Genomic DNA, 21,714 nt, shown 5'->3' on the forward strand with positions numbered 1-21,714 from the left:
CGGACCCACGCCAATACGAGATAATACTATGCCTATCTTGAACCGGACAGCCGTGGGCTCGTCCCGGCCATCCACGCTGTAACGCTGAGGTTTCCGGCAATTTTAGGCGCGGCGACGACGTTGCGGGGACAGTTCCGCGACTTGCCCAAGATGCAAATCCGACAGATCGCGGGCGCTTTCCCAAGATATCTCCGCGGCCTGGCGTGGATGGCCGGGACAAGCCCGGCCATGACGGCGCTGTTCATTTCGAGATGTGTGCATGCGGTAGCCCTCACAGCGGGAGGGTCTATGCTCAGGCGATCAGGATCGGCCGCTCCTCCAGGGCAGGCGTGCGCGGCTCCACCGGCGGGCCGAGCCGCACATATTTGAGGATCAGCGCCACATCGACGACGGCGAGCGCGCTGTAGAACAGGACGAAGCCCAAAAGGCTCGCCAGCACATTATGCGCGGGCGCGTCGGAGACGCCGAGGAAGGTCGGCAGCACGCTGTCGATGATCCAGGGCTGACGGCCATATTCCGCGACGATCCAGCCGAGCTCGGCGGCGATCCAGGGCAGCGGCAGGCTGTAGAGCGCAAGCCGCAGCAACCAGGGATTTTGCCGCAGCCGCCGCCGGCTGGCGACGAAGAAGGCCGCGCCGAACAGGAAGATGAAATAGAAGCCGAGCGCCACCATGATGCGGAAGGTCCAGAACAACACCGGCACATTGGGGATGGTCGAGAGCGCCGCCTGGCGGATCTGCTCGTCGGTCGCATTCTCGATGTCGGGCCGGATCTGCTTCAGCAGCAGCGAATGGCCGAGGTCCTTGAACGAGCCCGTCAGCATCGGCGGGATCGGCGCATCGGGTCCGTCCGGGCGCGCCGTGAGCCATTCATAGGCGGGCAGCCCGTCGCGGATTTTCGTCTCGGACCGAGCCACGAGGTCCTTGATGCCCTCGACCGGCGTGTCCAGCGAGCGCGTGGCGATGAGGCCGAGGAGATAGGGAACCTCCACCTTGAAGCGCGTCGTCTGCGTCTCGAGGTCGGGAATGCCGACCAGGGTGAAGGAGGCCGGCGGCGGCTCCGTCTCCCACATGGCCTCGATCGCCGCGATCTTCATCTTCTGGCTGAAGCTCGCCGTATATCCGCTCTCGTCGCCGAGCACGACGACCGAGAGCGCCGAAGCGAGGCCGAAGCTCGCCGCCACATTGGCGGAGCGGCGCGCGAGATCGCGGTGCTGGCGCTGAAAGAGCAGGTAATAGGCCGAGATCGACAGCACGAACATCGCGCCGGTCACATAGCCCGCGCTGACCGTATGCACGAATTTCGACTGCGCCACGGGATTGAAGAACACTTCCGAGAAGGAGGTGAGCTCCATGCGCATCGTCTGCGGATTGAAGGCGGAGCCGACCGGATATTGCATCCAGGAATTGGCGATCAAAATCCACAGCGCCGAGAAATTGGCGCCGAGCGCCACGAGCCAGGTGACGACGAGATGGCCGACCCTGCTCAAGAGATTCCAGCCGAAGAAGAACAGGCCGACGAAGGACGCCTCGAGAAAGAAGGCCATCAGCCCTTCGATGGCGAGCGGCGCGCCGAAGATGTCGCCGACATAATGGGAGTAATAGGCCCAATTGGTTCCGAACTGGAATTCCATGGTGACGCCGGTGGCGACGCCCATCGCGAAATTAATGCCGAACAGCACGCCCCAGAACTTCACCGCGTCGCGCCACGCCGTGCGGCCGGTCATCACATAGACGCTCTCCATGATGGCGAGGATCAGCGACAGTCCGAGCGTGAGGGGAACGAAAAGGAAGTGATAGAGCGCCGTGAGCGCGAATTGCAGCCTGGACAGAGTCACCACGTCGAGATCGAACATCATGCGCTCCTCGAGAGAAACTCCGAACGAATCAGCGCGGCGGCAGGGCGTCGCCGGCGAGCTTCTGCGCCATGGCGGCCGGCGTGAGATGCGGCCGGTCGGAAGCGCTGAAGAAAGCGAAATAGAGCAGGGCGAGCGCGGCGATCTTCGCCAGCAGCGCAAGAGAGATTTCCCGCCACGGTGGATCGATCGTCACTCTGCCTCCTTCGGATGCGCCGCCACGAACCGCGCGCGGCTCCGGTCGTGGCTGCGATCCTATTCGCGATTCGCTCCGGCTTCATGACCGAAAAAGTCCTGAGCGCGCTTCGCGGGCGACCTTCGAGTCGCGCTATTCGAAACATATTGCGGCGCCGAAAGAAAGCCGAACCATGGCGCTGCGCCGCTTTGTCGCTGGCTCGGACGCGGCTGCGCGGCCGGCCCGCGATCTTTTCTTGACTTCGAGCGTCGGCTGCCCTATTCGGCGCCTCTCGCTGATGTTCTACGGAGCGTCGCCTGCGGGGGAGTAGCTCAGTTGGTTAGAGCGCCGGCCTGTCACGCCGGAGGTCGCGGGTTCGAGCCCCGTCTCTCTCGCCAGATAAATCATTCTCGCGCAAATCATTCTCGCGCTGGACGCGGAAGCGGAGCCGCGCCATATTGAGGGCGCATCCCGCGAGAGAAAAGCCGTGACCGCTGTCGCCTTCGACACCTTGAAGTTCGTGCGAAAGCTCGAGGCCGGAGGCTTCACGCAATCGCAAGCTTCGGCCGCAGCCGAAGCCTTCGCCGAGGCCACTGGCCAGGAACTGGCCACGAAATCCGATCTGCGCGAGGTCGAAACGCGCCTGGAAGCGAAAATTGCCGACATCCGCTCGGACATTCGCGAGCTGGAATTACGAATGACGATCAAGCTCGGCGGGCTGATCGTCGTCGCCGTCGGCGCGCTCCTCGCCGCCATCCGCTATCTTCCCGCCGGCGTCCGCTGAGGCCGTCGATTGATTCCGGCCCGGTCTGCGCCTATCCTATGGGCATGACAGCGCCCGTCATCACCTTCGATCGCCTCGCCTATATCGACCGGCTGAAAGAGGCCGGCTTCGACGACAAGCAGGCCCGCGCTCAGGCGGACGCGCTCGACGCGGCGCTACGCGACTCGGTCGCCACTAAAGCGGATCTGAAGGAATTGGCCGGCGAGCTTCGCACCGAAATGGCCAATCTGAAGGTCGATATTCTCCGCTGGCTCGTCGTGACGCAGATCGCGCTCGGCGGCGTGATCCTCGCCGCTGTCAAATTCGTGAAGTGAACCGCCCGCGAAGCGCGCCGCCGCCCGGACCTCAGGCGGCTTTCGTCTGCGCTGCGAATTTGCCGTAGAAGCTCTGTCCCTTCTCCGCCATCTCGCGCAGCCCGCGCGGCGGCGCAAAACGCTCGCCGAATTTCGCCGCGAACGCATCGCAGATCGCGACGAAAGCCGCCGCGCCGAGCCCGTCGATGTAGGAGAGCGTGCCGCCCGTGAAGGGCGCGAAGCCGAAGCCGAGGATCGAGCCGACATCCGCCTCGCGCGGATCGTCGACGACGCCCTCGAACAATGTGCGCGCCGCCTCCACCGCCTGCACCACGAGCAGACGCTGCTTCAGCTCCTCCACGTCGATCGTGTCGGGATCGAGCGGCGTGTCCGCGAGCGCCGAGAGGCCCGGCCACAGGCTCTTCTTGCCGACGGCGGGATAGTCATAAAATCCCTTGCCGTTCTTGCGGCCGAGGCGCCCCTCCTGCTCCACCATGAAATGCAGCACGCGCTCCTGCGTCGGATCGACGGCGGCCTCGCCGAGATCCTTCTTGGTCGCGAGATGAATCTTCCAGGCGAGATCGAGCGCGATCTCGTCATTGAGCGACAGCGGGCCGACCGGCATGCCCGCCATGCGCGCCGCAGTCTCGATCATCGCCGCCGGCACGCCCTCGGTGAGCATGATGTGCCCTTCGCGCACGAAGTTCAGCACGCAGCGATTGGCGTAGAAGCCACGCGAATCATTGACGACGATCGGCGTTTTCTTCAACAGGCGCACATAGTCCAGCGCCGTCGCCACCGCGCGGTCGCTGGTCTTCTTGCCGCGAATGATCTCGACGAGCAGCATCTTCTCGACCGGCGAGAAGAAATGAATGCCGACGAAATTTTCGGGCTTCAGCGAGGTTTCGGCGAGCGAGCTGATCGGCAGCGTCGACGTGTTCGATGCGAAGATCACATCGGGACCGACGACGGCTTGCGCCTTCTTCGTCGCCTCGGCCTTGACGCCACGCTCCTCGAACACCGCCTCGACGATGAGATCCGCGCCTTTCAGCTGCTCGTAATCCGCGGTCGCGGTGATGCGCGCGAGCAGCGCCTCCTTGTCGGCGGCAGTGGCGCGGCCGCGCGACACCTGGCCCGAGACGAGCTTGTCGATGACGCTCTTGCCCTTGTCGGCGCTCTCCTGATCGCGATCGATCAGCGCCACCTCGAGTCCGGCGAGCGCGCTGACATAAGCGACGCCGGCGCCCATGAAGCCGGCGCCGAGCACGCCGATCTTCCTGAATTTCGCTTGCGGAATCTCCTTGGGCCGATGCGCGCCCTTCTCCAATTCGCCCTTGGACAGGAACAGCGAGCGGATCATCGCCGCCGCCTGACGCGAGCGCAGAATATGCGCGAACCAGCGCGCCTCGACGCGCAGGCCGAGATCGAAGGGCAGCTGCAGCCCCTCGAAGACGCTGTGCAGAATGGCCTTCGCCGCCGGATAATTGTCGAAGGTCTCGCGGCGATAGATGGCGTTGGCGGCCGGCCATACCATCATGCCGCCCGGCGAATAGACGCGGCCCGACGGCGGCTTGAAGCCCTCGACGTCCCATGGCGCCTGCGCCTTGCCGCCGTTCACGATCCAGGCTTTTGCACGCGCGACGATCTCGTCCTCGGGAGCCAGCTCGTGCACGAGGCCGGCGGCTTTGGCTTTGGCCGGCTTCAGCTGCTCTCCTTTGAACAGCATCTGCAGAGCGTCGCCGGTCTGCATCAGCCGCGCGACGCGCTGCGTGCCGCCGGCGCCGGGGAAAAGCCCCACCTTGATCTCGGGCAGGCCGACGCGCGTCTTCTCGCTATCGGCGAGCACGCGGTGATGGCAGGCGAGCGCGAGCTCGAAAGCGCCGCCGAGGCAGGTTCCGCGTATCGCGATGGCGAAGGGCTTTCCGCAGGTCTCGAGCTTGCGATAGAGCAGCGAGAGCCGCCGCGCGCCCTCGAAGAACTCCTTCATCGCCTCGTCTTCGCCGCGCTCGCGCGCCGCCTTCGCGTAATCGGCCGCGCTCTTCTGCAGCATGGAGAGGTCGGCTCCGCCGGAGAAGGCCGATTTGCCGGATGCGATCACGCAGCCCTTGATGTCGGCGTCGCTCGCGACCTTGTCGACGACTTTTTCGAGCTCGTCCATCACCTCATAGGTGATGACGTTCATCGAACGCTCGGGCATGTCCCAAATGAGCATGGCGACGCCGTCGGCGCCGGTCTCGAAACGGAAGTTTTGCAGGTTCATGGGGCGCTCCCGGTGAATCGTCTCGAATGATCGAATTGCGCGTCGCCGCCGAATTTTTCTTCCTCACCCGGCTCGCTGTAGACGCTCGCTTGCGGCACGTGACGCTCCTGGCGTTCCGCCCTTTGCCATCCTTCGAGACGCGCCCTTCGGGCGCTCCTCAGGATGAGGATTCCGGACAGTCGAACGGGACTTCGTTTCGACCGACTGAATTTTTACCAGTCCCCTCACCCTGAGGAGCGCCCGCAGGGCGCGTCTCGAAGGGGGCTCCGCGCGCGCCGTCACACCCGCTCGATGATCGTCGCGGTTCCCATCCCCGCGCCGATGCACAGTGTCACCAGAGCCACGCCCTTGCCGCTGCGCTCCAATTCGTCGAGCGCCGTGCCGATCAGCATGGCCCCGGTGGCGCCGAGCGGATGGCCGAGCGCGATGGCGCCGCCATTCACATTGACCTTGGCGTCGTCGAGCGAGAAGGCTTGCAGGAAGCGCAGCACCACCGCCGCAAAGGCTTCGTTCACCTCGACGAGATCGATGTCGGAAAAGCTCATGCCGGCCCTGGCCAAGAGCTTCTTCGTCACATCGATCGGCCCGGTCAGCATCAGCGCCGGCTCCGAGCCGATATTGGCGAAGGCGCGAATTTTTGCGCGCGGAGTCAAGCCGGCCTTCTCACCGGCCTGCTTCGAGCCGAGCAGCACCGCCGCGGCGCCGTCGACAATGCCCGAGGAGTTGCCGGCGTGATGGACGTAATTGATCTTTTCTACATCCGGATGCGCCTGAATGGCGACGGCGTCGAAGCCCGCCTGCTCGGCGAGAAAGGCGAAGGCGGGCTTCAGCGCGCCGAGCGACTGCATGTCGGTCGACGGCCGCATATGCTCGTCGCGGTCGAGAATGGTGAGGCCGTTGACGTCCTTCACCGGAACGACCGATTTTGCGAAGCGCTTCTCGTCCCAGGCGCGCGCGGCGCGCTGCTGCGACTGCATCGCATAGGCGTCGACGTCATTGCGCGAGAAGCCGTATTTGGTCGCGATGAGATCGGCGGAGACGCCCTGCGGCATGAAATAAGAGGGGATGGCGATGGCCGGATCGACCGGCCAGGCGCCGCCCGAGGCGCCGATGCCGACGCGGCTCATGCTCTCGACGCCGCCGCCGATGGCGAGTTCGTGCTGGCCGGACATGATCTGCGCCGCGCCGAAATTCACCGCGTCGAGGCCGGAGGCGCAGAAGCGGTTGATCTGCACGCCCGGCACTTCATGGCCATAGCCGGAGGCGATCGCCGCGGCGCGGGCGATGTCGCCGCCCGCCTCGCCGACGGGATCGACGCAGCCCAAAATCACATCGTCGACCGGCGCGCCGTCCAAGCCATTACGCTGCTTCAGCGCGGAGAGCGCCGCGACGGCGAGGCCGAGGCTCGACACCTCGTGCAGCGAGCCGTTCGGCTTGCCGCGCCCGCGCGGCGTGCGCACGGCGTCGTAGATATAGGCTTCGGGCATGAGCGGCTCCGTTGCTGGGCGAGTAGCGAGTAGCGAATAGCGAGTAGAAGTAACCCAATTGCTACTCGCTACTCGCTACTCGCTATTCGCTCTTTTCAAAACATCTCCGCCGGCAGGCTCATCATCGTCTGCGCGCCGGCCGCGATGCGCGCCAGACGATAGCTCGTCTCGGGCAGCATCTTCTCCATGAAAAACTTTCCGGTCGTCAGCTTGGCGTCGAGCCAGGCGGCTTCGCCATCTGCGGTCGCCTTGCGGTCGAGCGCGGCGCGGGCGATGCGCGCCCAAAAATAGCCGAGCGCCACGCGGCCGAAGAGATGCATATAATCATAGGAGACGCCGGCGCCATTGTCCGGCTCGGCGAGCGCGTTCTGCATCAGCCACATCGTCGCTTTCTGCAAATCGCCGAGCGCCGTCTTCAGCGGCTCCACATAGGGCTTCATCCTCTCGTCGGCGCTCTCGCGCGCGGCGAGCTCGCCCACTTCGGCGAAGAAGGCCATTACGGCGCGGCCATTGTCCTTGGGCAGCTTGCGGCCGACGAGATCGAGCGCCTGTATGCCGTTCGCGCCCTCATAGATCATGGCGATGCGGGCGTCGCGCACGAACTGCTCCATGCCGTTCTCGCTGATATAGCCGTGGCCGCCCCAGATTTGCTGCGCCTTCACCGCATTCTCGAAGCCGAGATCGGTGAAGACGCCCTTCAGCACCGGGGTCAGCAGGCCGAGCCGATCCTCCGCCGCTCGGCGCGCCTCGGCGTCCTCGGAGCGATGGGCGACGTCGCTGTCGAGCGCCGCCGACAGGGCGAGGCCGCGAGCGGCCTCGTTGAAGGCGCGGATTTCGAGCAGATTACGCCGGATATCCGGATGCACGATGATCGGATCGGCGGCGGCGCCCGGATTCTTCGCGCCGGAGAGCGCGCGGCCCTGCAGCCGCTCCTTGGCGTAGCAAAGCGCGTTCTGATAGGCGACCTCGGAGAGCGCGAGGCCCTGCACGGCGACGCCGAGCCGCGCCTCGTTCATCATCACGAACATGGCCGAGAGCCCGCGATTGGGCTCGCCGACGAGATAGCCGCGCGCGTCGTCGTAATTCATGACGCATGTGGCGTTGCCGTGAATGCCCATCTTATGCTCGATCGCGCCGCAGGAGACAGTGTTGCGCCCCGCGAGCGAGCCGTCCGCCGCGACATCGAATTTCGGCACGATGAACAAGGAGATGCCCTTCACCCCGGCCGGCGCGCCCTCGATGCGCGCGAGCACCAGATGAATGATGTTCTCGGCGAGGTCATGCTCGCCGGCGGAGATGAAGATCTTCTGACCCGTTATGGAATAGGAGCCGTCGCCGCGCGGCGTCGCCCTCGTCATCAGCAGGCCGAGATCGGTGCCGCATTGCGGCTCGGTGAGATTCATCGTGCCGGTCCAGCGTCCGGCCGCCATGGGCGGAATATAGAGGCGTTTCTGCTCCTCGTCGCCGTGGCGCAGCAGGGCGGCGAGCGCCCCTTGCGTCAGGCCCATATACATCGCGAGCGCCATATTGGCGGAGGAGCCATATTCGCTCATGGCCACGGCGAGCGCATAGGGAAGCCCCTGCCCGTCATATTCGGGCGGAACCGAGAGGCCGACCCAGCCGCCGGCGACGAAGGCGTCGAAGGCCTGCTCGAATCCCGCGGGCGTCGCGACATTGCCGTCCGCGTCGCGCCGGCAGCCCTCCTCATCGCCTGTGCGGTTCAGCGGCTGCAGCGTCTCCTCGCAGATTTTCGCCCCCTCGGCGAGGATCTGCGCCAGCAGATCGGGCGTCGCCTCGGCGAAGCCGGGCAGATTGCCGAAGCGTTCGATGTGGAGAACGTCGGTCAGCAGGAACAGCGTGTCGTCCACGGGGGCTTTGTAGAGCGGCATGAACGGCCTCCATGCGGGGGACGGCGGCCTCCGGACGGTTCCGGAGACGAAGGCGCAACCCGTACGCGGGCGCGCCGCGACGATGCCGCGCGACTGACCGGGCAAGCCTCTGGCGCCTCACGCCGAATCGCGACCGCGAGGGCCGGGCCTGCGTAGCAATAGGTAGAGAGCAGGGCTCGGCGGCGCAATAGGGGCCGGCGCGGCGAGGATGGCTCCGCGCAAGGATTAACCTCTTATTTACCTCGTTCGAAGGAAAGTCCCCGAGGCGGCGCCGCAGCGCCGCGCGTTTCGGCGCGATTCGCGCTCCGCGTGTCTCTCGTTCAGTCCTTTCCCACTTGCACGGGTCACGCCCGCCGGAACCGCCATGACCGAGGCATATGCTTGGAGCTTCAAGGGACTGGATCATGAGACGCGCGACGCCGCCCGCGCCGCGGCGCGCCGGTCGGGGAAGAGCCTCACCGATTGGCTCGACGATATGATCCACGAGCAGGCCGATTCGGACCTGCGCCCCTCCCCCCGCAGGGACGAGGACGACCGCGCGGAGCCCTCCGCGCGCAGAAGGCTGCTGCGCTCCTCGCGGGCGGTCGGCCGTCTCGACCGCGAGCGCAGCCGACGAGGCGATGCGGCCCTGCTCGGCGAGGACGCCGAGCCGCCGCGAGCGACGGCGCCCGCGCCGGAGATCGAGCGGCGCGAGGCGAAAGCGATCGTCGACGACGCCGTCGCGCTGTTCGAGCGGCGCGCCGCCGAGAGCGAGCGCAAGACCGCGAAAGCGCTCGGCAATCTCGCCGATCTCATCGAGACCAACCATAAGACCCGCGCCCGGCTCGGCGACGATCTCGGGGCCGTGATCGACCGGCTCGGCCGCATCGAGCACAAGATCGCCCGCCGCGCCGAGGAGGACGGCTCCCGTCCGATTCGCGACGCGCTGTCGCGTCTCGAGACGCGCATCGACGATCTGGCGAAGGAAGAGCGATCCGTCGAGCTCGAGACGGCGATAGAGGCGTTCGACCGCCGGCTCGCCGAAATTTCCGCCCGGCTCGACGCCGAGGCCGAAGCCCGCGCGCACGCGGCCGAGTCCGCTCGGCGGGAGGCCGCGGAAGCAGCGCGCGAGCGGTTGCGCCGGCCGGCGCCGGCCGCCGGCTCCGCCAGGCGGCCGCTGGCCGACGCGGTCGCCGAGATCGCCGAGCGCCAACGCGTGCTGGACGGCGGCGCCGATTCGCGTCCCGCGCCGCCGCTCGCCGATCCGGCCGCGCGCTTCGCCGATCTCGCCAGTTCCATCGACGCGCTGTCGCAGCAGATCGCCTCGACCCGTTTCGAGCAGGATTCGCAGGACCAGCGGCGCCAGGCCGCGGTCGCGGCGCAGATCGATCAGCTCCGCCGCGAGCTCGACGGCGTGTCGCGCGTGCTCGTGGATCTCGCGCCCCGCGCGTCGGTCGCGGCGATCGAGGCGGCGCTGCGCGATCTCGCCGAGCGCGTGGAGGCTCAGCGCCATTACGGCGTCGAGGACAATGTGCTGGCGCCGGTCGAGCGCCTCACCGCCGATCTGCATGCGATGATCCGCGACCTCGATCCGAGCCGCATGGTTCACAGCCTCTTCGACGAGGTGAAGGCGCTCGGGGAGCGCCTCGCGGCGCGGCGTGCAGAGGGCGGCGCGGACCGGCAGACGCTGGAAGAGATCGCCTCGGAGACCCGCGAAATCCGTGACCTGCTGAAGGCCGTGGCGCTGCGTCCGCTGCCCTTCGACCGGCTGGAGGCCGGCCTCGCCGCGCTGACGACGCGGGTCGACGAATTGGGTTTCTCGGGCGGCGACGCCGCCGGCGCGCGCGACGTCGGCGATCTCGTCGCGGCGATCCGCTCCACTGTCGCGACCGAGACCTACGGCTATTTCCAGGCTTTCGAGCGCAAGCTCGAGGAGGTCGCGGCCAAGATCGACGCCGTCTCGGTGAAATCGGGCGGCGGCAAGCGCTTCGATGAGATCAACGAACGCATCGAGAAGCTGCACAAATCGCTCGCCGCGCGCATCGACCGCAGCGGCGGCGCCGGCGCCGGCCAGCTCGAAGGCCTCGTCACCGAGCTCGCCAGGAAGATCGACGCGGCGATTGACGGAAAGGCGGCGCAGCCCGCTTTCGACGAGCTCGGCCGCAAGATCGAGCGGCTCGAGGAGAGGCTGCAGCCGAAGTCGGGGAGAGCGGCGGAGGACAAGCAGTTCGACGAGCTCACCCGGCGCATCGACCAGATCCACGAGCATCTCGCCGCGCGGCGCGACGACGATTCGCGCCGCCGCCCCGACGCCGCGGCGGCGCAGCTGACCGATCTCGTCGGCCAGCTCGCCAAGAAAATGGATGCGGCGCTGGAGCGCAGGGCAGCCGCCGACACGTCGACGGGGATGGCGCAGTTTCGCGAGCTGACGCAGCGGATGGACCGGCTCCATGAGCAGCTTTCCGTGCGCGTCGAGGAGGAGACCCGCCGCCGCGTCGACGGCGCGACGGCGCAGATGACCGATCTCGTCGCGCAGCTCGCCGAGAAGATGGACGCCGCGCTCGATCCGCGCGCCGGCCGCGCCGCCTTCTCCGCGCTCGAGCAGCAGATCGGCCGGCTTGCCGAGCGCATCGACCATACCGACCAGACCATCGCCTCTTTCGCGACGCTGGAGGGAGCGATCGGCCAGTTGATGTCCCGGGTGGAGGAGACGCGCGGCTCGGCCGCCCGCGCCGCGGAGTCGATTGCGCGCGAGGCGGCGCAGGAGGCGGCGCGGGCGGCGGGCGCGCCCACCGCTCTGCAGAAGGCCCTCGAAAAAGAGCTGGTGGATCTGCGCCAGATCCAGGACGAGACCGGCCATCGCACCAATGAGACGCTCTCGGCGGTCCATGAGACGCTGCAGCGAGTCGTCGACCGGCTGGCGGTGTTCGAGGACGAATTGTCCGATATGCGCAAGGCGCGCGTCGCGCCGCCGGCCGCTCCGGCGCCGCGCGCCGAGCCCCGCGCGGAGCAAAAGCGCAGGCGCGAGCCGGCGGATGTCGAGGACATGCTGCTGGAGCCGGGCGATCGCCGCCCGCGCCGCGCCGCGCGCCGCGACGGCGAGCCGTCTGGCTCGGTGCAGGCCGATTTCATCGCCGCCGCGCGCCGCGCCGCCCAGCAGGCCGCCGTCGACGCCGAGACCGCCGCCGCCAAAGGGCGCAACGGCCGCAAGCCCGCCGCGGCGACCACCGAGCGGGAGTTCGAAGCGCGCGCTGCCTCCGGAGCGGCCGGCGCCGGGGTCACCGGCGCGGTCGGCGCCGTTCTGCAGGCGCGCCGTCGGCCGATCCTGCTCGGGCTCGGCGCGCTGGTTCTGCTCTATGGCGCCTATCAGATCGCCCGCGTCAGCCTCGACGCGCCGGCCCCGCAGCAAAGCTCTGCGGCCGTTGTGGAGCCGGGCGCCGCGAAGCTCGCGGAGCCGGCTGCGGAGGCGCCTCGGGAGGCCGCCGCCGCCGCTCCCTCGGTCGAGCCGGCGGCGCCGCTTGCGGCGGCTCCGACGCCCGCGGCGCCGCCTGTCGCCAAATTTCCGCTGACGCCCACGACGCCGGCCGCCGGCGTGTTCATGCCGCCGGCGCCCGGCAAGCTCGGCGCCGGCAATGTCGATTCCACGCCGACGGGGACCATCGGCGCGGCTTCGGCCGGGGCGGCGATCCTGCCCTCGCGCGATCCGCTGACCGCGATCCGCGAGCTGGCCTCCGCGGGCGATGCGGCCGCGCAGTTCGAGCTCGGGACCCGCTATGCCGACGGCCGCGGCCTCGGCCGCGACGCCAAGGCCGCGTTCCAATGGGTTCAAAAGGCGGCCGAGCAGGGGCTGGCGCCGGCGCAATATCGCCTCGGCTCCTTCTATGAAAAAGGCCTCGGCGTCGATCGCGACTATCTGCAGGCGCGCGGCTGGTATCAGCGCGCGGCGCGAGCGGGCAACGCCCGGGCGATGCATAATCTCGCCGTGCTCTTCGCCGAGGGCGGCGACGGCAAGCCCGACTACGCCCAGGCCGCCGAATGGTTCCAGAAGGCCGCCGAATATGGCGTGCGCGACAGCCAGTTCAATCTGGCGATCCTCTACGCCCGCGGGCTCGGCGTGCCGCAGAGCCTCGAGCAGTCCTATGTCTGGTTCTCGGCCGCCGCGGCTCAGGGCGACGAGGACGCCGGCAAGAAGCGCGACGAGGTGCGCGGGCGGCTCGACGCCAAGAGTCTCGCCGCCGCCAAGGCCAAGGCGGAGGCTTTTCAGCCCAAGCAACAGGACAAGGCCGCCAATGAGGTGACGCCGCCGCCCGGGGGCTGGGAGAACGTCAAGCCTCCAGCCAAGCCCGAATCGAAGCCCGAAGCCAAGCCGGCCAAGGCGAAAGTCTCGATCCGCTGATCCTTGGCGGGCCTCTGCGTCCCGCCGTCATCCGCCCGTCAAGAGACTCTCACGATAGCCTCACATGGTTTCGCTAACAAAGGCGGCGTGGTGCGGCGTTCATGAGGCAGCTTCTCTCGAGGAGTGGCGCAAATGGCCGAGGAAATCGCGAACAAGACCAATGAGGCCGACAAGACGGCCGGGACCAACAATGGAAAGTTCATCGCCGGCGGCATCGCCGCGGTGTTGGGGGGCGTTGTGGGCTATGGGCTGGTGGGCGGCCCGGCGATCATCGCCGGCGCCGTCGTCTTCGGGCTGATCGGCGCGGCGCTCGGCTCCGTGTTCGATCGGGCTTGAATTGACGCATCTGCCCTGCGACAGCGTCGCGGCGGCCTATTGCAATCGATGGTAGCAGTCCCTTTTCTTCCCGCTGCGGCAGCTCCGATCGGGTTGGGGCCGCCGCTTTTTTCGGCCGATGCGCATGCTTGTGGCGCGATCGTCGAACATCGGCTAAGGGGACGGCGTCGGCCGCGACCGATCGCCACGCGAGCGTCCCTCGTCGCGACCGCCGCCACGTTTCGACCGCCGTCACCGCTCCCACGGCCGCGGCGCCGCTTTTCCTCATGCGACATTCTTGTCCTCATGCGACAATCTTGCGCGATGCGGCGCGAACGGGACGATTGGGAGACCGAGACGGCGTGGACGATCGACGATCAGGCTATGGCGCGGCGACGCTGATCTTTCTCGTCGGGGCGGGACTATTGGCGTCTCCCTGGCTCTCCGGCCGGGTGACCATTCCCTGGGACGCCAAGGCGCATTTCTACCCGCAGTTCGTGTTCCTCGCCCACGCGCTGCACCAGGGGCAATCGCCCTTCTGGACGCCCAATGTCTTCGCCGGCTCGCCGCAGCTCGCCGATCCGCAATCGCTGATCTTCGCGCCCTTCTTTCTGGTCGCCGCCGCTCTTTCGGGAGAGCCTTCCTTCATCCTCGAGGACGCCATCACCTTCGCCATGCTGGCGATGGGCGGCCTCGCGCTGATGGCCTATTTCCGCGACCGCGGCTTTGTGGCGAGCGGCGCGCTCGTCGCCGCCTTCGCCTTCGCCTTCGGCGGCTCGGCGGCCTGGCGCATCCAGCACACCGGCCAGGTGATGAGCCTCGCCTGGTTTCCGGTCACGCTCTTCCTGCTCGCCCGCGCGCTCGACCGGCGCTCCGCCGCCTATGGCGCGGCGGCGGGACTCGTCGCCGCTTTTCTGGTGCTCGGGCGCGATCAGGTGGCGTTTCTCGAGGTTCTGCTCCTCGCCGCCTATGCGCTGTTCCGCGTGCTCTCGGACGAGCGCGGCGCGATGAGCGCGCTCGCGCCGCTTCTCGCCGGAGCGGCCTGCGGCCTCGCGGTCATCGCCGTTCCGCTGGCGCTGACGATGGAGCTCGCGGCCGCCTCCAACCGGCCCGCCATCGATCTCGAGGGCGCGCTGCGCGGCTCGCTGCATCCGGCCGCGCTGCTGACCCTCGTCTCCGCCAATATGTTCGGAACAGACGGCCCGCTGACGGATTTCTGGGGCCCGCCCTCGGCCGCCTTCGGCGTGAAGGACCTCTTCCTCGCGCGCAACATGTGCGACATCTACATGGGCGCGCTGCCGCTGCTCTCGCTGATCGCCGCTCTCGCCGGCCGGTCGCGGACGGATCGGGAAATGCGCTTCTTCGCCGGCGCGGCGGCAGCGTTCACGCTCTACGCGATCGGGCGCTTCTCGCCCGCATTCGCGGTGATGTTCCATTTCCCCGGCGTCGATCTGTTCCGCCGGCCGGCGGACGCGACCTTTCCGCTCGGCGCCGTGCTGGCCATTCTCGCCGGCTATGGGCTTCATCTCGTCGTGACCGCGGAACGCGCGCCGCCGCTGCGGGCGCTCGCCGCGGCGACTCTCGCGCTATTTGCCCTTGCCGCGCTCGTCGCCTTCTCCAAGGACCATCTCGGCGCCGCCGCTGTTCCGCTCGCGGAGAGCGCGGTCCTCGCCGCGCTGGCCTTTCTCGTGATCGCCTTCGCCCGCCGTCTCTCGGCGCGGCCTCTCGCGCTGCTCGCTGTCGTCGGCGCGACGATGACGCTCGATCTCGCCGTGAGCAATGGGCCGAATGAATCGACCGCCCTGCCGCCCGCGACGTTCGACGCGCTGCGGCCCGAAACCGGCAACGAGACGATTGCCTTGCTGCGCGAAAAGCTCGCGGCGACGGCGGCGCCCGATCGGCGCGACCGCGTCGAGCTCGCCGCCATCGGCTTCCATTGGCCGAACGCCTCGCTGGTGCACGGCTTCGACCATGATCTCGGCTATAATCCGATCCGCCTCGCTCTGTTCGAGGAGGCGACCGGCGCCGGCGACCATGTCGCTCTGCCGGAGCAGCGCGTGTTCTCGCCGCTGTTTCCAGCCTATCGCTCGACCATGGCCGATCTCATCGGCTTGCGCTACATCGCCGCCGGCGTTCCGATCGAGGAGATCGACAAATCTTATAAGCCCGGCGATCTCGACCTCATCGCCCGCACCGCCGACGCCTATGTCTATGAGAACAAGAACGCGCTGCCGCGCGTGCTGCTCGCCACCTGCGCCGTCCGCGCCGATTTCGCGCAAATGGTCGAGGATGGGCGCTGGCCGGAGATCGACTATCGGACCGTCGTCCTGCTCGAGGAATCGCCGATCTGCCACAATGCTCGCGCGGAATCCGGCGTCGGCGGCGGCGTGCGGCTCGCCTCCTACGGGCCGACGCAAGTCGTGGTCGAGGTCGACGCGCCGCGCGGCGGCGGCCATGTCGTGCTGAACGACGTCTATCACCCGGCCTGGACCGCGACGCTGGACGGCGCGCCCGCGCCGGTGCTGCGCGCCAATGTGATGTTCCGCGCCGTCGCCGTGCCGGAGGGCCGGCACGAGCTGCGCTTCGCCTACCGCCCCTTCGACGAGCTGTGGCGGCGCATTCGCGCTGCGCTGCGGATCTGAGCGCGCTCTGCGGCGGCGGCGATATTGCTTCGCGGGAGGAAACCTGATTAGTCCTGCGTAGAAACACCCGAGGCTCCCGAGGGCGGGGATATCGGGCGAGGAAATCCGGGATGACCCATTCACAGCGGCGGCCGGCGACCGGCGGAGCCGCCCCGGCGTCCGCCGACGCTCCGCAGCCCGTCGATCTCGATCCGCCGGATTGGGAGCGGTTCCGGGTCGAGAGCCATCGCGCGCTCGACCATATGATCGATTTTCTCGCTGCGGTGCGGGAGCGGCCCGTCTGGCGCGAGCCCTCTCCGCAGGCCCGCGAGCGCTTCCGCCGTCCCTTGCCGGCGGCGGGCCGCGGGCTCACCGCGGCGCTCGAGGATTTCGAGCGCTTCATCGAGCCTTACGCCAATGGCAATATTCACCCTTTGTTCATGGGCTGGGCTCAGGGCGCCGGCACGCCGGCCGGCATGGTGGCGGAGATGCTCGCCGCCGGGCTCAACTCCAATTGCGGCGGCCGCAATCACATCGCGATCGACGTCGAGCGGCAGATCGCCGCCTGGATGGCCGAGGTCTTCGGCTTTCCGGCCGAGGCCAGCGGCATTTTCGTCACCGGCACGTCGATGGCGAACTTCCTGTCGCTGCTGATCGCGCGCGAGCATGCGCTGGGCGAGCGCAATGTCCGCAAGAACGGGCTGAAGGCGCTCGAGCATCAGCTCGTCGCCTATGCCTCGCGCGAAGCGCATAATTGCGTGCGTCAGGCGATGGAGCTCGCCGGCGTCGGCGCGCGCCATCTGCGGCTGATCGAATCGGACGCTGGCCGCGCGCTGCGGCTCGACGCGCTCACCGAGGCCATCGCCGACGATCGCGCCGCCGGCCTGCATCCCTTCCTCATCGTCGGCACGGCGGGCTCGGTCGATACAGGCGCGATCGACGATCTCGACGCACTCGCCGACATCGCCCGGCGCGAGGATCTCTGGTTCCATATCGACGGCGCCTTCGGCGCGCTCGCCGCTTTGTCGCCGGCGCTGCGGCCCTTGGTGAAGGGCCTCGAGCGCGCCGATTCCGTCGCCTTCGACTTCCATAAATGGCTGCATGTTCCCTATGACGCCGGCTTCTTCCTGGCGCGCGACCCCGAGGCGCACCGCCGCGCCTTCGCCGCCAACGCCGCTTATCTGACGCGCGCCCCGCGCGGGCTAGCGGCGGGGGAGATCTGGCCCTGCGACCTCGGCGCCGATCTCTCGCGCGGCTTTCGCGCGCTGAAGACCTGGTTCACCATCGAAGTGTTCGGCGCGGAGCGGCTCGCCGCCTGCATCGAGAAGAGCTGCCGGCTGGCGCGGCGGCTCGAGCGGCTGATCGCGGCCTCGCCCAGCTTCGAGATGCGCGCGCCGGTGACGCTGAACATCGTCTGCTTCGGCGTGAAGGACGATCCCAGCGGCCAGCTCAATCGCGAGATCGTGATGGAGCTGCACGAGAGCGGCGAGGCGGCGCCCTCGCTCACTCTGCTCGACGGCGTTCCGACGATCCGCGCGGCGATCTTCAATCACCGCACGCGCGACGAAGACATGGACGCCTTCATCGGCATGCTGGAGCGCGCCGCGCAGCGCGCCCGCGGCGAGCCGCCGCTGGCGCCGCTGCCGAGCCCGCGCGAGGACGGCGAGCCGCTGTCGCTGGATTGAGGCGCGCGCGGGGCTTCATATTTCCCGCGTCTTGCTCTATGACCGGCGGCCTCAAATCGAGGCGGCGACTCGCCTTCGATCCGACAGCCGGAGAAAAGCACCCGATGCGCGCCGAGCCGCTTGCGCTGAAAGAACAGATCGAGCAGTCCATGGGACTGCTGAGGAGGCATCTTTGACGTCGAGACAGCAACTCGACGTCTCGCGGAGCTGAACGCCCGCGTCGAAGACCCGTCGCTCTGGAACGACGCCGACGCCGCGCAGAAGATCATGCGCGAACGCACCCAGATCGAGGAGCAGCTCGGCGCCATCGCGCGCCTCGAGCGCGACCTCGACGATGCGCTGACGCTGGTCGAGCTCGGCGAATCGGAGAATGACGCCGACACCGAGAAGGAAGGAATCGCCCAGCTCGAGGCGCTGCTGAAGGACGCGCGCGAGCGCCAGATCGAGGCGCTGTTCTCGGGCGAGGCCGACGGCAACGACACTTTCATCGAGGTCCATTCGGGCGCCGGCGGCACCGAGAGCTGCGACTGGGCGCGCATGCTGTTCCGCATGTACGCCCGCTGGGCGGAGCGCAAGAAATTCAAGGTCGAGGTGATCGAGGAGACCGCCGGCGACGAGGCCGGCATCAAATCGGCCACGCTGCTGGTCAAGGGCATGAACGCCCATGGCTGGGCCAAGACCGAATCGGGCGTGCATCGCCTCGTGCGCATCTCGCCATTCGATTCGAACGCACGGCGGCACACGAGCTTCGCCTCTGTGTGGGTCTATCCGGTCATCGACGACCGCATCGACATTCAGGTGAATGAATCCGACTGCCGCATCGACACCTATCGCTCGTCGGGCGCGGGCGGGCAGCACGTCAACACCACCGATTCGGCGATCCGCATCACCCATATTCCGACCGGCATCGTCGTCGCTTGCCAGGCCGAGCGCTCACAGCACAAGAATCGCGCCACCGCCTGGAACATGCTGCGCGCGCGCCTCTACGAGCAGGAGCTGGAGAGGCGCGAGGCGGAGGCCAATGCGGTGGAGGCGTCGAAGACCGACATCGGCTGGGGCCATCAAATCCGCAGCTATGTGCTGCAGCCCTATCAGCTGGTGAAGGATCTGCGCACCGGCCACACCTCCGGCACGCCGTCGGAAGTGCTGGACGGCGAGCTCGACGATTTCATGCAGGCGTCGCTGGCGCAGCGCGTGCTCGGCGGCGGACCGGAGAAGGTGGAGGATGTGGAGTAGGGGCGCGATGCGTCGCCCTGCATCCGGCGCCATGAACACAGGTAACCTTTGCGTTACCTATATTCATGCTCGAGTTGCGTTATTTCGTCTGACTCGACGGCAAGAGCGATATCGAAACAGGCAAATCGATCTTGCGCGACTACATCAACGCGACGGTCGGATTCGAAAAGCTCGCGGCGGCGACGGAAACGCCGACGAAGAGCCTCATGCGCATGTTCGGCCCGAGCGGCAATCCCCAGGCGCGCAACCTGTTCGGAGCGCTCGGCTATCTGCAGGAGCAGGCGGGAGTGCGCTTTCACGTCGAATCCTCTCCGCGGTAGGCGCTGAGGCGCTCCTCAGCCCTCCCTCTGCTCCCGCGGCGGAGCCGCCGGCAGGCTCGCGCGCCGCTTCTTCATCTCCTTCAGCTTCACCGAGGCGCGGTCCGCATGCTTGCGGCGAGCCTCCTCTCCCGTCGGCTGCAGCAGCTTGCGGAATTCGTCGCGCTTCTCGTGGATCGAGGCGATCACATAGCCCATCGGCACGCCGACATCGACCAGCACCGTTTCGGCGAGCTGCAGGCTCGCCTCGATCGTCTCGGGGATCGCATCGGTCGCGCCGAGCTCGTAGAGATGCGTCGCATGCGTGGCGTCGCGCGCCCGCGCGACGATCGGCATGTCGGCGCGCGCCTCATGGGCGACGCGCACGATCTCCTCCGCCGCCTGCGGCTTCTCCACCGTCACCACCAGCGCGCGCGCATGGGCGACGCCGGCGCGCAGCAGGAACTCGCGCCGCATGCAATTGCCCCAGAAGATGTCGACGCCGGCGTCGCGCTTCTCGGCCACCAGCGTCACCGAATTATCGATCGCGACGAATGGAATGTCGTGGCGGCTCAGCATCCCGCCGATCAGCGTCCCGACGCGGCCATAGCCGACGATCACGACGCGCCCCGTCGCGACGTCGCCCTCGGGCGCGAGATGCGCGAATTCGGCCTCGACGTCCTGCTTGCGCCGGACCGGGTTCAGCCATTCGCCGAGCCGCCCCAGCGCCGGCACCAGGAACATTCCGAGCGTCACCGCCAGCATGGCGTCGCCGCCCAGCCGCTGCGGAACGAGTCCGCCGGAGATCGCGCCCGTCACCAGAATGAAAGCGAACTCGCCGCCCGGGGCGAGCAGCAGCGCCGTCTCCGCCGCTGCGGGCGCTTCGAGGCGAAAGGCGCGGGCGAGGCCGAACATGATCGCCGCCTTCACCGCGATCAGGCCCGCCGCTATGGCGAGGATCGGGACGGGATCGGCGAGCAGGCGGCCGAGATCGAGCCCGGCGCCGACCGAGACGAAGAACAATCCGAGCAGCAGGCCTTTGAACGGCTCGATCGTCACCTCGATCTCGCGGCGAAACTCGGTCTCGGCGAGCAGCAGGCCGGCGATGAAGGCGCCGAGGCCCATCGAGAAGCCGTCGGCCGCGCTGGCGACGCCGGAGCCGATGATCACCAGCAGGCAGGCGGCCATGAATAATTCGGTCGAATCCGCCGCCGCCACCAAGCGGAACAGCGGCCGCAGCAGCAGGCGGCCGACGACGATGAGCAGTCCCAGGGCGGCGAGCGCCGGCAGAAAGGCGAGCAGCGACTGCAGCCCGTGCTCGCTGGTCCCGGGATCGGCGAGGAAGGAGACGAGGAACAAGAGCGGCGCGACCATCAGGTCCTGCATCAGCAGCACCGAGAAGGAGGCGCGGCCGGCGGCGCGGTTGAGCCGCCGCCGCTCGGCGAGAACCGGAATGACGATCGCGGTGGAGGACATGGCAAGCGCCGCGCCGAGCAGGATCGCTGGCGCGGTCCCGACGCCGCCGGCGAGGGCGGCGATGGCCGAAAGGGCCGCGCCGCAGGCGACGACCTGCGTGAGCCCCAGGCCGAACACCAGCATGCGCATGCGGGCGAGACGCTCCCAGGAGAGCTCGAGCCCGATCATGAACAGCAGGAAGACGAGGCCGAATTCGGCGATTTTGGCGACGCCCTCGACATCGCTCAGCGCGAAGGCCGCGACAGCTTCATGAGACTGCGCCAGCCGGCCGAGGCCGAACGGGCCGAGCGCGGCGCCGGCGGCGAGAAAGCCGAGAATAGGGCTGACGTGCAGCCGATGAAACAGCGGCGCGACGACGCCGCCGGTCGCGAGGAACAGCAGCGCCTCGCGATATCCTTCCCACTGGAACGAACCCACCATCGAGATCGCCTCTGACCGGCCTCGAGCGATTCGCCGGCCAGCATAGGGCAATAGCACCGTTTTAGCAGCGCTCGCGGCGTTATTGCCGATCTTCCTCGAACCCGTCGCAGCTCTCGTCGAAGGCGTCGAGGCCGACCTCGAGATAGCTCGAGAGCAGCGGAATGCCGAGGAGATAGGCGGAGGTCGGCCCTTTGCGCCGCTCCTTCGCCTGCACAACGGCGGCGTCCCAGTCCTCCGTCGAGAAGTCGCCGCGGCCGACCCATGCGAGCGCGACGAGCTCCGCCTGCTCGTCCTCATCCATCGCCTCGATGAATTCGGCGAGCTCGCTGCGGTTGGGCGAATAGCCCTCCTCGGTCAGCACGCTCACGAACTTATCGTCCGAAGGGTTGGAGGCGTCCGGCTGCAGGCCCTCGTCCTCGGCCTCGATCTCGCGCGCCTTGACGATGACGAAGCAGACCTTGTCCGTATTGATGTCCGGCATGGCTCACATCCTCGCGACTGCGGCGGCCGCTCGGGGAATTTCGAGCCGCGCCCCGCCGAGATATGG

General features: G+C 67.9%; 15 protein-coding genes and 1 tRNA gene. 9 read left to right on the forward strand and 7 right to left on the reverse strand.

Translation table 11 applies throughout. The features are described from left to right. Positions 1 to 292: 292 nt before the first annotated feature. Together K3F48_RS20530 and cydP are read right to left on the reverse strand one after the other, a co-directional pair. Positions 293 to 1,858, reverse strand: coding sequence for a cytochrome ubiquinol oxidase subunit I (locus K3F48_RS20530; protein ID WP_370631463.1), 1,566 nt, complete (start codon positions 1,856 to 1,858; stop codon positions 293 to 295). Between the two features lie 28 nt (positions 1,859 to 1,886). Continuing rightward, complete coding sequence (gene cydP / locus K3F48_RS20535; protein ID WP_222577309.1) at positions 1,887 to 2,051, reverse strand: cytochrome oxidase putative small subunit CydP; 165 nt, start codon at positions 2,049 to 2,051, stop codon at positions 1,887 to 1,889. 300 nt (positions 2,052 to 2,351) lie between these two features. Between cydP and K3F48_RS20540 the strand changes: the two genes are divergently transcribed. The 3 genes from K3F48_RS20540 (at position 2,352) to K3F48_RS20550 (ending at position 3,128) form a co-directional block, all read left to right on the forward strand. Further along, positions 2,352 to 2,428: transfer RNA gene (locus K3F48_RS20540), tRNA-Asp, on the forward strand. An 89-nt stretch (positions 2,429 to 2,517) separates the two neighbouring features. Further along, entirely contained in the window at positions 2,518 to 2,814 is a 297-nt protein-coding gene (locus K3F48_RS20545; protein ID WP_222577310.1) for a CCDC90 family protein, read from the forward strand. Positions 2,815 to 2,858: 44 nt separating this feature from the next. Beyond that, positions 2,859 to 3,128 carry a hypothetical protein gene (locus tag K3F48_RS20550; RefSeq protein ID WP_255609505.1) on the forward strand — a complete coding sequence of 90 codons (270 nt, stop codon included), beginning with the start codon at positions 2,859 to 2,861 and terminating at the stop codon, positions 3,126 to 3,128. Between the two features lie 31 nt (positions 3,129 to 3,159). Here the strand turns inward: K3F48_RS20550 and K3F48_RS20555 are convergent, their stop codons facing one another. The 3 genes from K3F48_RS20555 to K3F48_RS20565 form a co-directional block, all read right to left on the reverse strand. Beyond that, positions 3,160 to 5,367 (reverse strand): 3-hydroxyacyl-CoA dehydrogenase NAD-binding domain-containing protein, encoded by a 2,208-nt coding sequence (locus K3F48_RS20555; protein WP_222577312.1) that lies wholly within the window; start codon positions 5,365 to 5,367, stop codon positions 3,160 to 3,162. A 278-nt stretch (positions 5,368 to 5,645) separates the two neighbouring features. Beyond that, positions 5,646 to 6,854 (reverse strand): acetyl-CoA C-acetyltransferase, encoded by a 1,209-nt coding sequence (locus tag K3F48_RS20560; RefSeq protein WP_222577313.1) that lies wholly within the window; start codon positions 6,852 to 6,854, stop codon positions 5,646 to 5,648. Between the two features lie 95 nt (positions 6,855 to 6,949). Beyond that, a complete protein-coding gene (locus tag K3F48_RS20565; RefSeq protein ID WP_222577314.1) occupies positions 6,950 to 8,743 on the reverse strand; it encodes an acyl-CoA dehydrogenase C-terminal domain-containing protein in 1,794 nt (597 codons plus the stop codon). Positions 8,744 to 9,107: 364 nt separating this feature from the next. On the opposite strand from K3F48_RS20565, the gene K3F48_RS20570 reads away from it, so the two are divergent. From K3F48_RS20570 to K3F48_RS20595, 6 genes are all read left to right on the forward strand, one after another. Further along, the gene (locus K3F48_RS20570) at positions 9,108 to 13,118 is read left to right on the forward strand and encodes a peptidoglycan-binding protein (protein ID WP_222577315.1); all 4,011 of its coding nucleotides are present in this window, start codon (positions 9,108 to 9,110) and stop codon (positions 13,116 to 13,118) included. 132 nt (positions 13,119 to 13,250) lie between these two features. After that, positions 13,251 to 13,454: a hypothetical protein gene (locus tag K3F48_RS20575; protein ID WP_222577316.1), complete on the forward strand. Its 204-nt coding sequence runs from the start codon at positions 13,251 to 13,253 to the stop codon at positions 13,452 to 13,454. 341 nt (positions 13,455 to 13,795) lie between these two features. Further along, positions 13,796 to 16,075 (forward strand): YfhO family protein, encoded by a 2,280-nt coding sequence (locus K3F48_RS20580; protein WP_222577317.1) that lies wholly within the window; start codon positions 13,796 to 13,798, stop codon positions 16,073 to 16,075. 110 nt (positions 16,076 to 16,185) lie between these two features. Next, positions 16,186 to 17,739: a pyridoxal-dependent decarboxylase gene (locus K3F48_RS20585; protein ID WP_222577318.1), complete on the forward strand. Its 1,554-nt coding sequence runs from the start codon at positions 16,186 to 16,188 to the stop codon at positions 17,737 to 17,739. 104 nt (positions 17,740 to 17,843) lie between these two features. Continuing rightward, a protein-coding gene (gene prfB / locus K3F48_RS20590) for a peptide chain release factor 2 (protein WP_222577319.1) occupies positions 17,844 to 18,975 on the forward strand; the annotation gives its coding sequence in 2 pieces (ribosomal slippage) (positions 17,844 to 17,912 and positions 17,914 to 18,975; 1,131 coding nt in all). A 131-nt stretch (positions 18,976 to 19,106) separates the two neighbouring features. Beyond that, positions 19,107 to 19,295 carry a hypothetical protein gene (locus K3F48_RS20595; RefSeq protein WP_222577320.1) on the forward strand — a complete coding sequence of 63 codons (189 nt, stop codon included), beginning with the start codon at positions 19,107 to 19,109 and terminating at the stop codon, positions 19,293 to 19,295. A 15-nt stretch (positions 19,296 to 19,310) separates the two neighbouring features. Here K3F48_RS20595 and K3F48_RS20600 read toward each other — a convergent pair whose 3' ends face one another. Both K3F48_RS20600 and K3F48_RS20605 read right to left on the reverse strand, forming a co-directional pair. Continuing rightward, entirely contained in the window at positions 19,311 to 21,167 is a 1,857-nt protein-coding gene (locus K3F48_RS20600) for a cation:proton antiporter (protein WP_222577321.1), read from the reverse strand. Between the two features lie 79 nt (positions 21,168 to 21,246). Beyond that, positions 21,247 to 21,648: a DUF3775 domain-containing protein gene (locus tag K3F48_RS20605; protein WP_222577322.1), complete on the reverse strand. Its 402-nt coding sequence runs from the start codon at positions 21,646 to 21,648 to the stop codon at positions 21,247 to 21,249. Between the last annotated feature and the right edge of the window lie 66 nt (positions 21,649 to 21,714).

Source organism: Methylosinus sp. Sm6 (genome assembly GCF_019802345.1).
In the GTDB taxonomy this organism is placed as follows: Bacteria; Pseudomonadota; Alphaproteobacteria; order Rhizobiales; family Beijerinckiaceae; genus Methylosinus.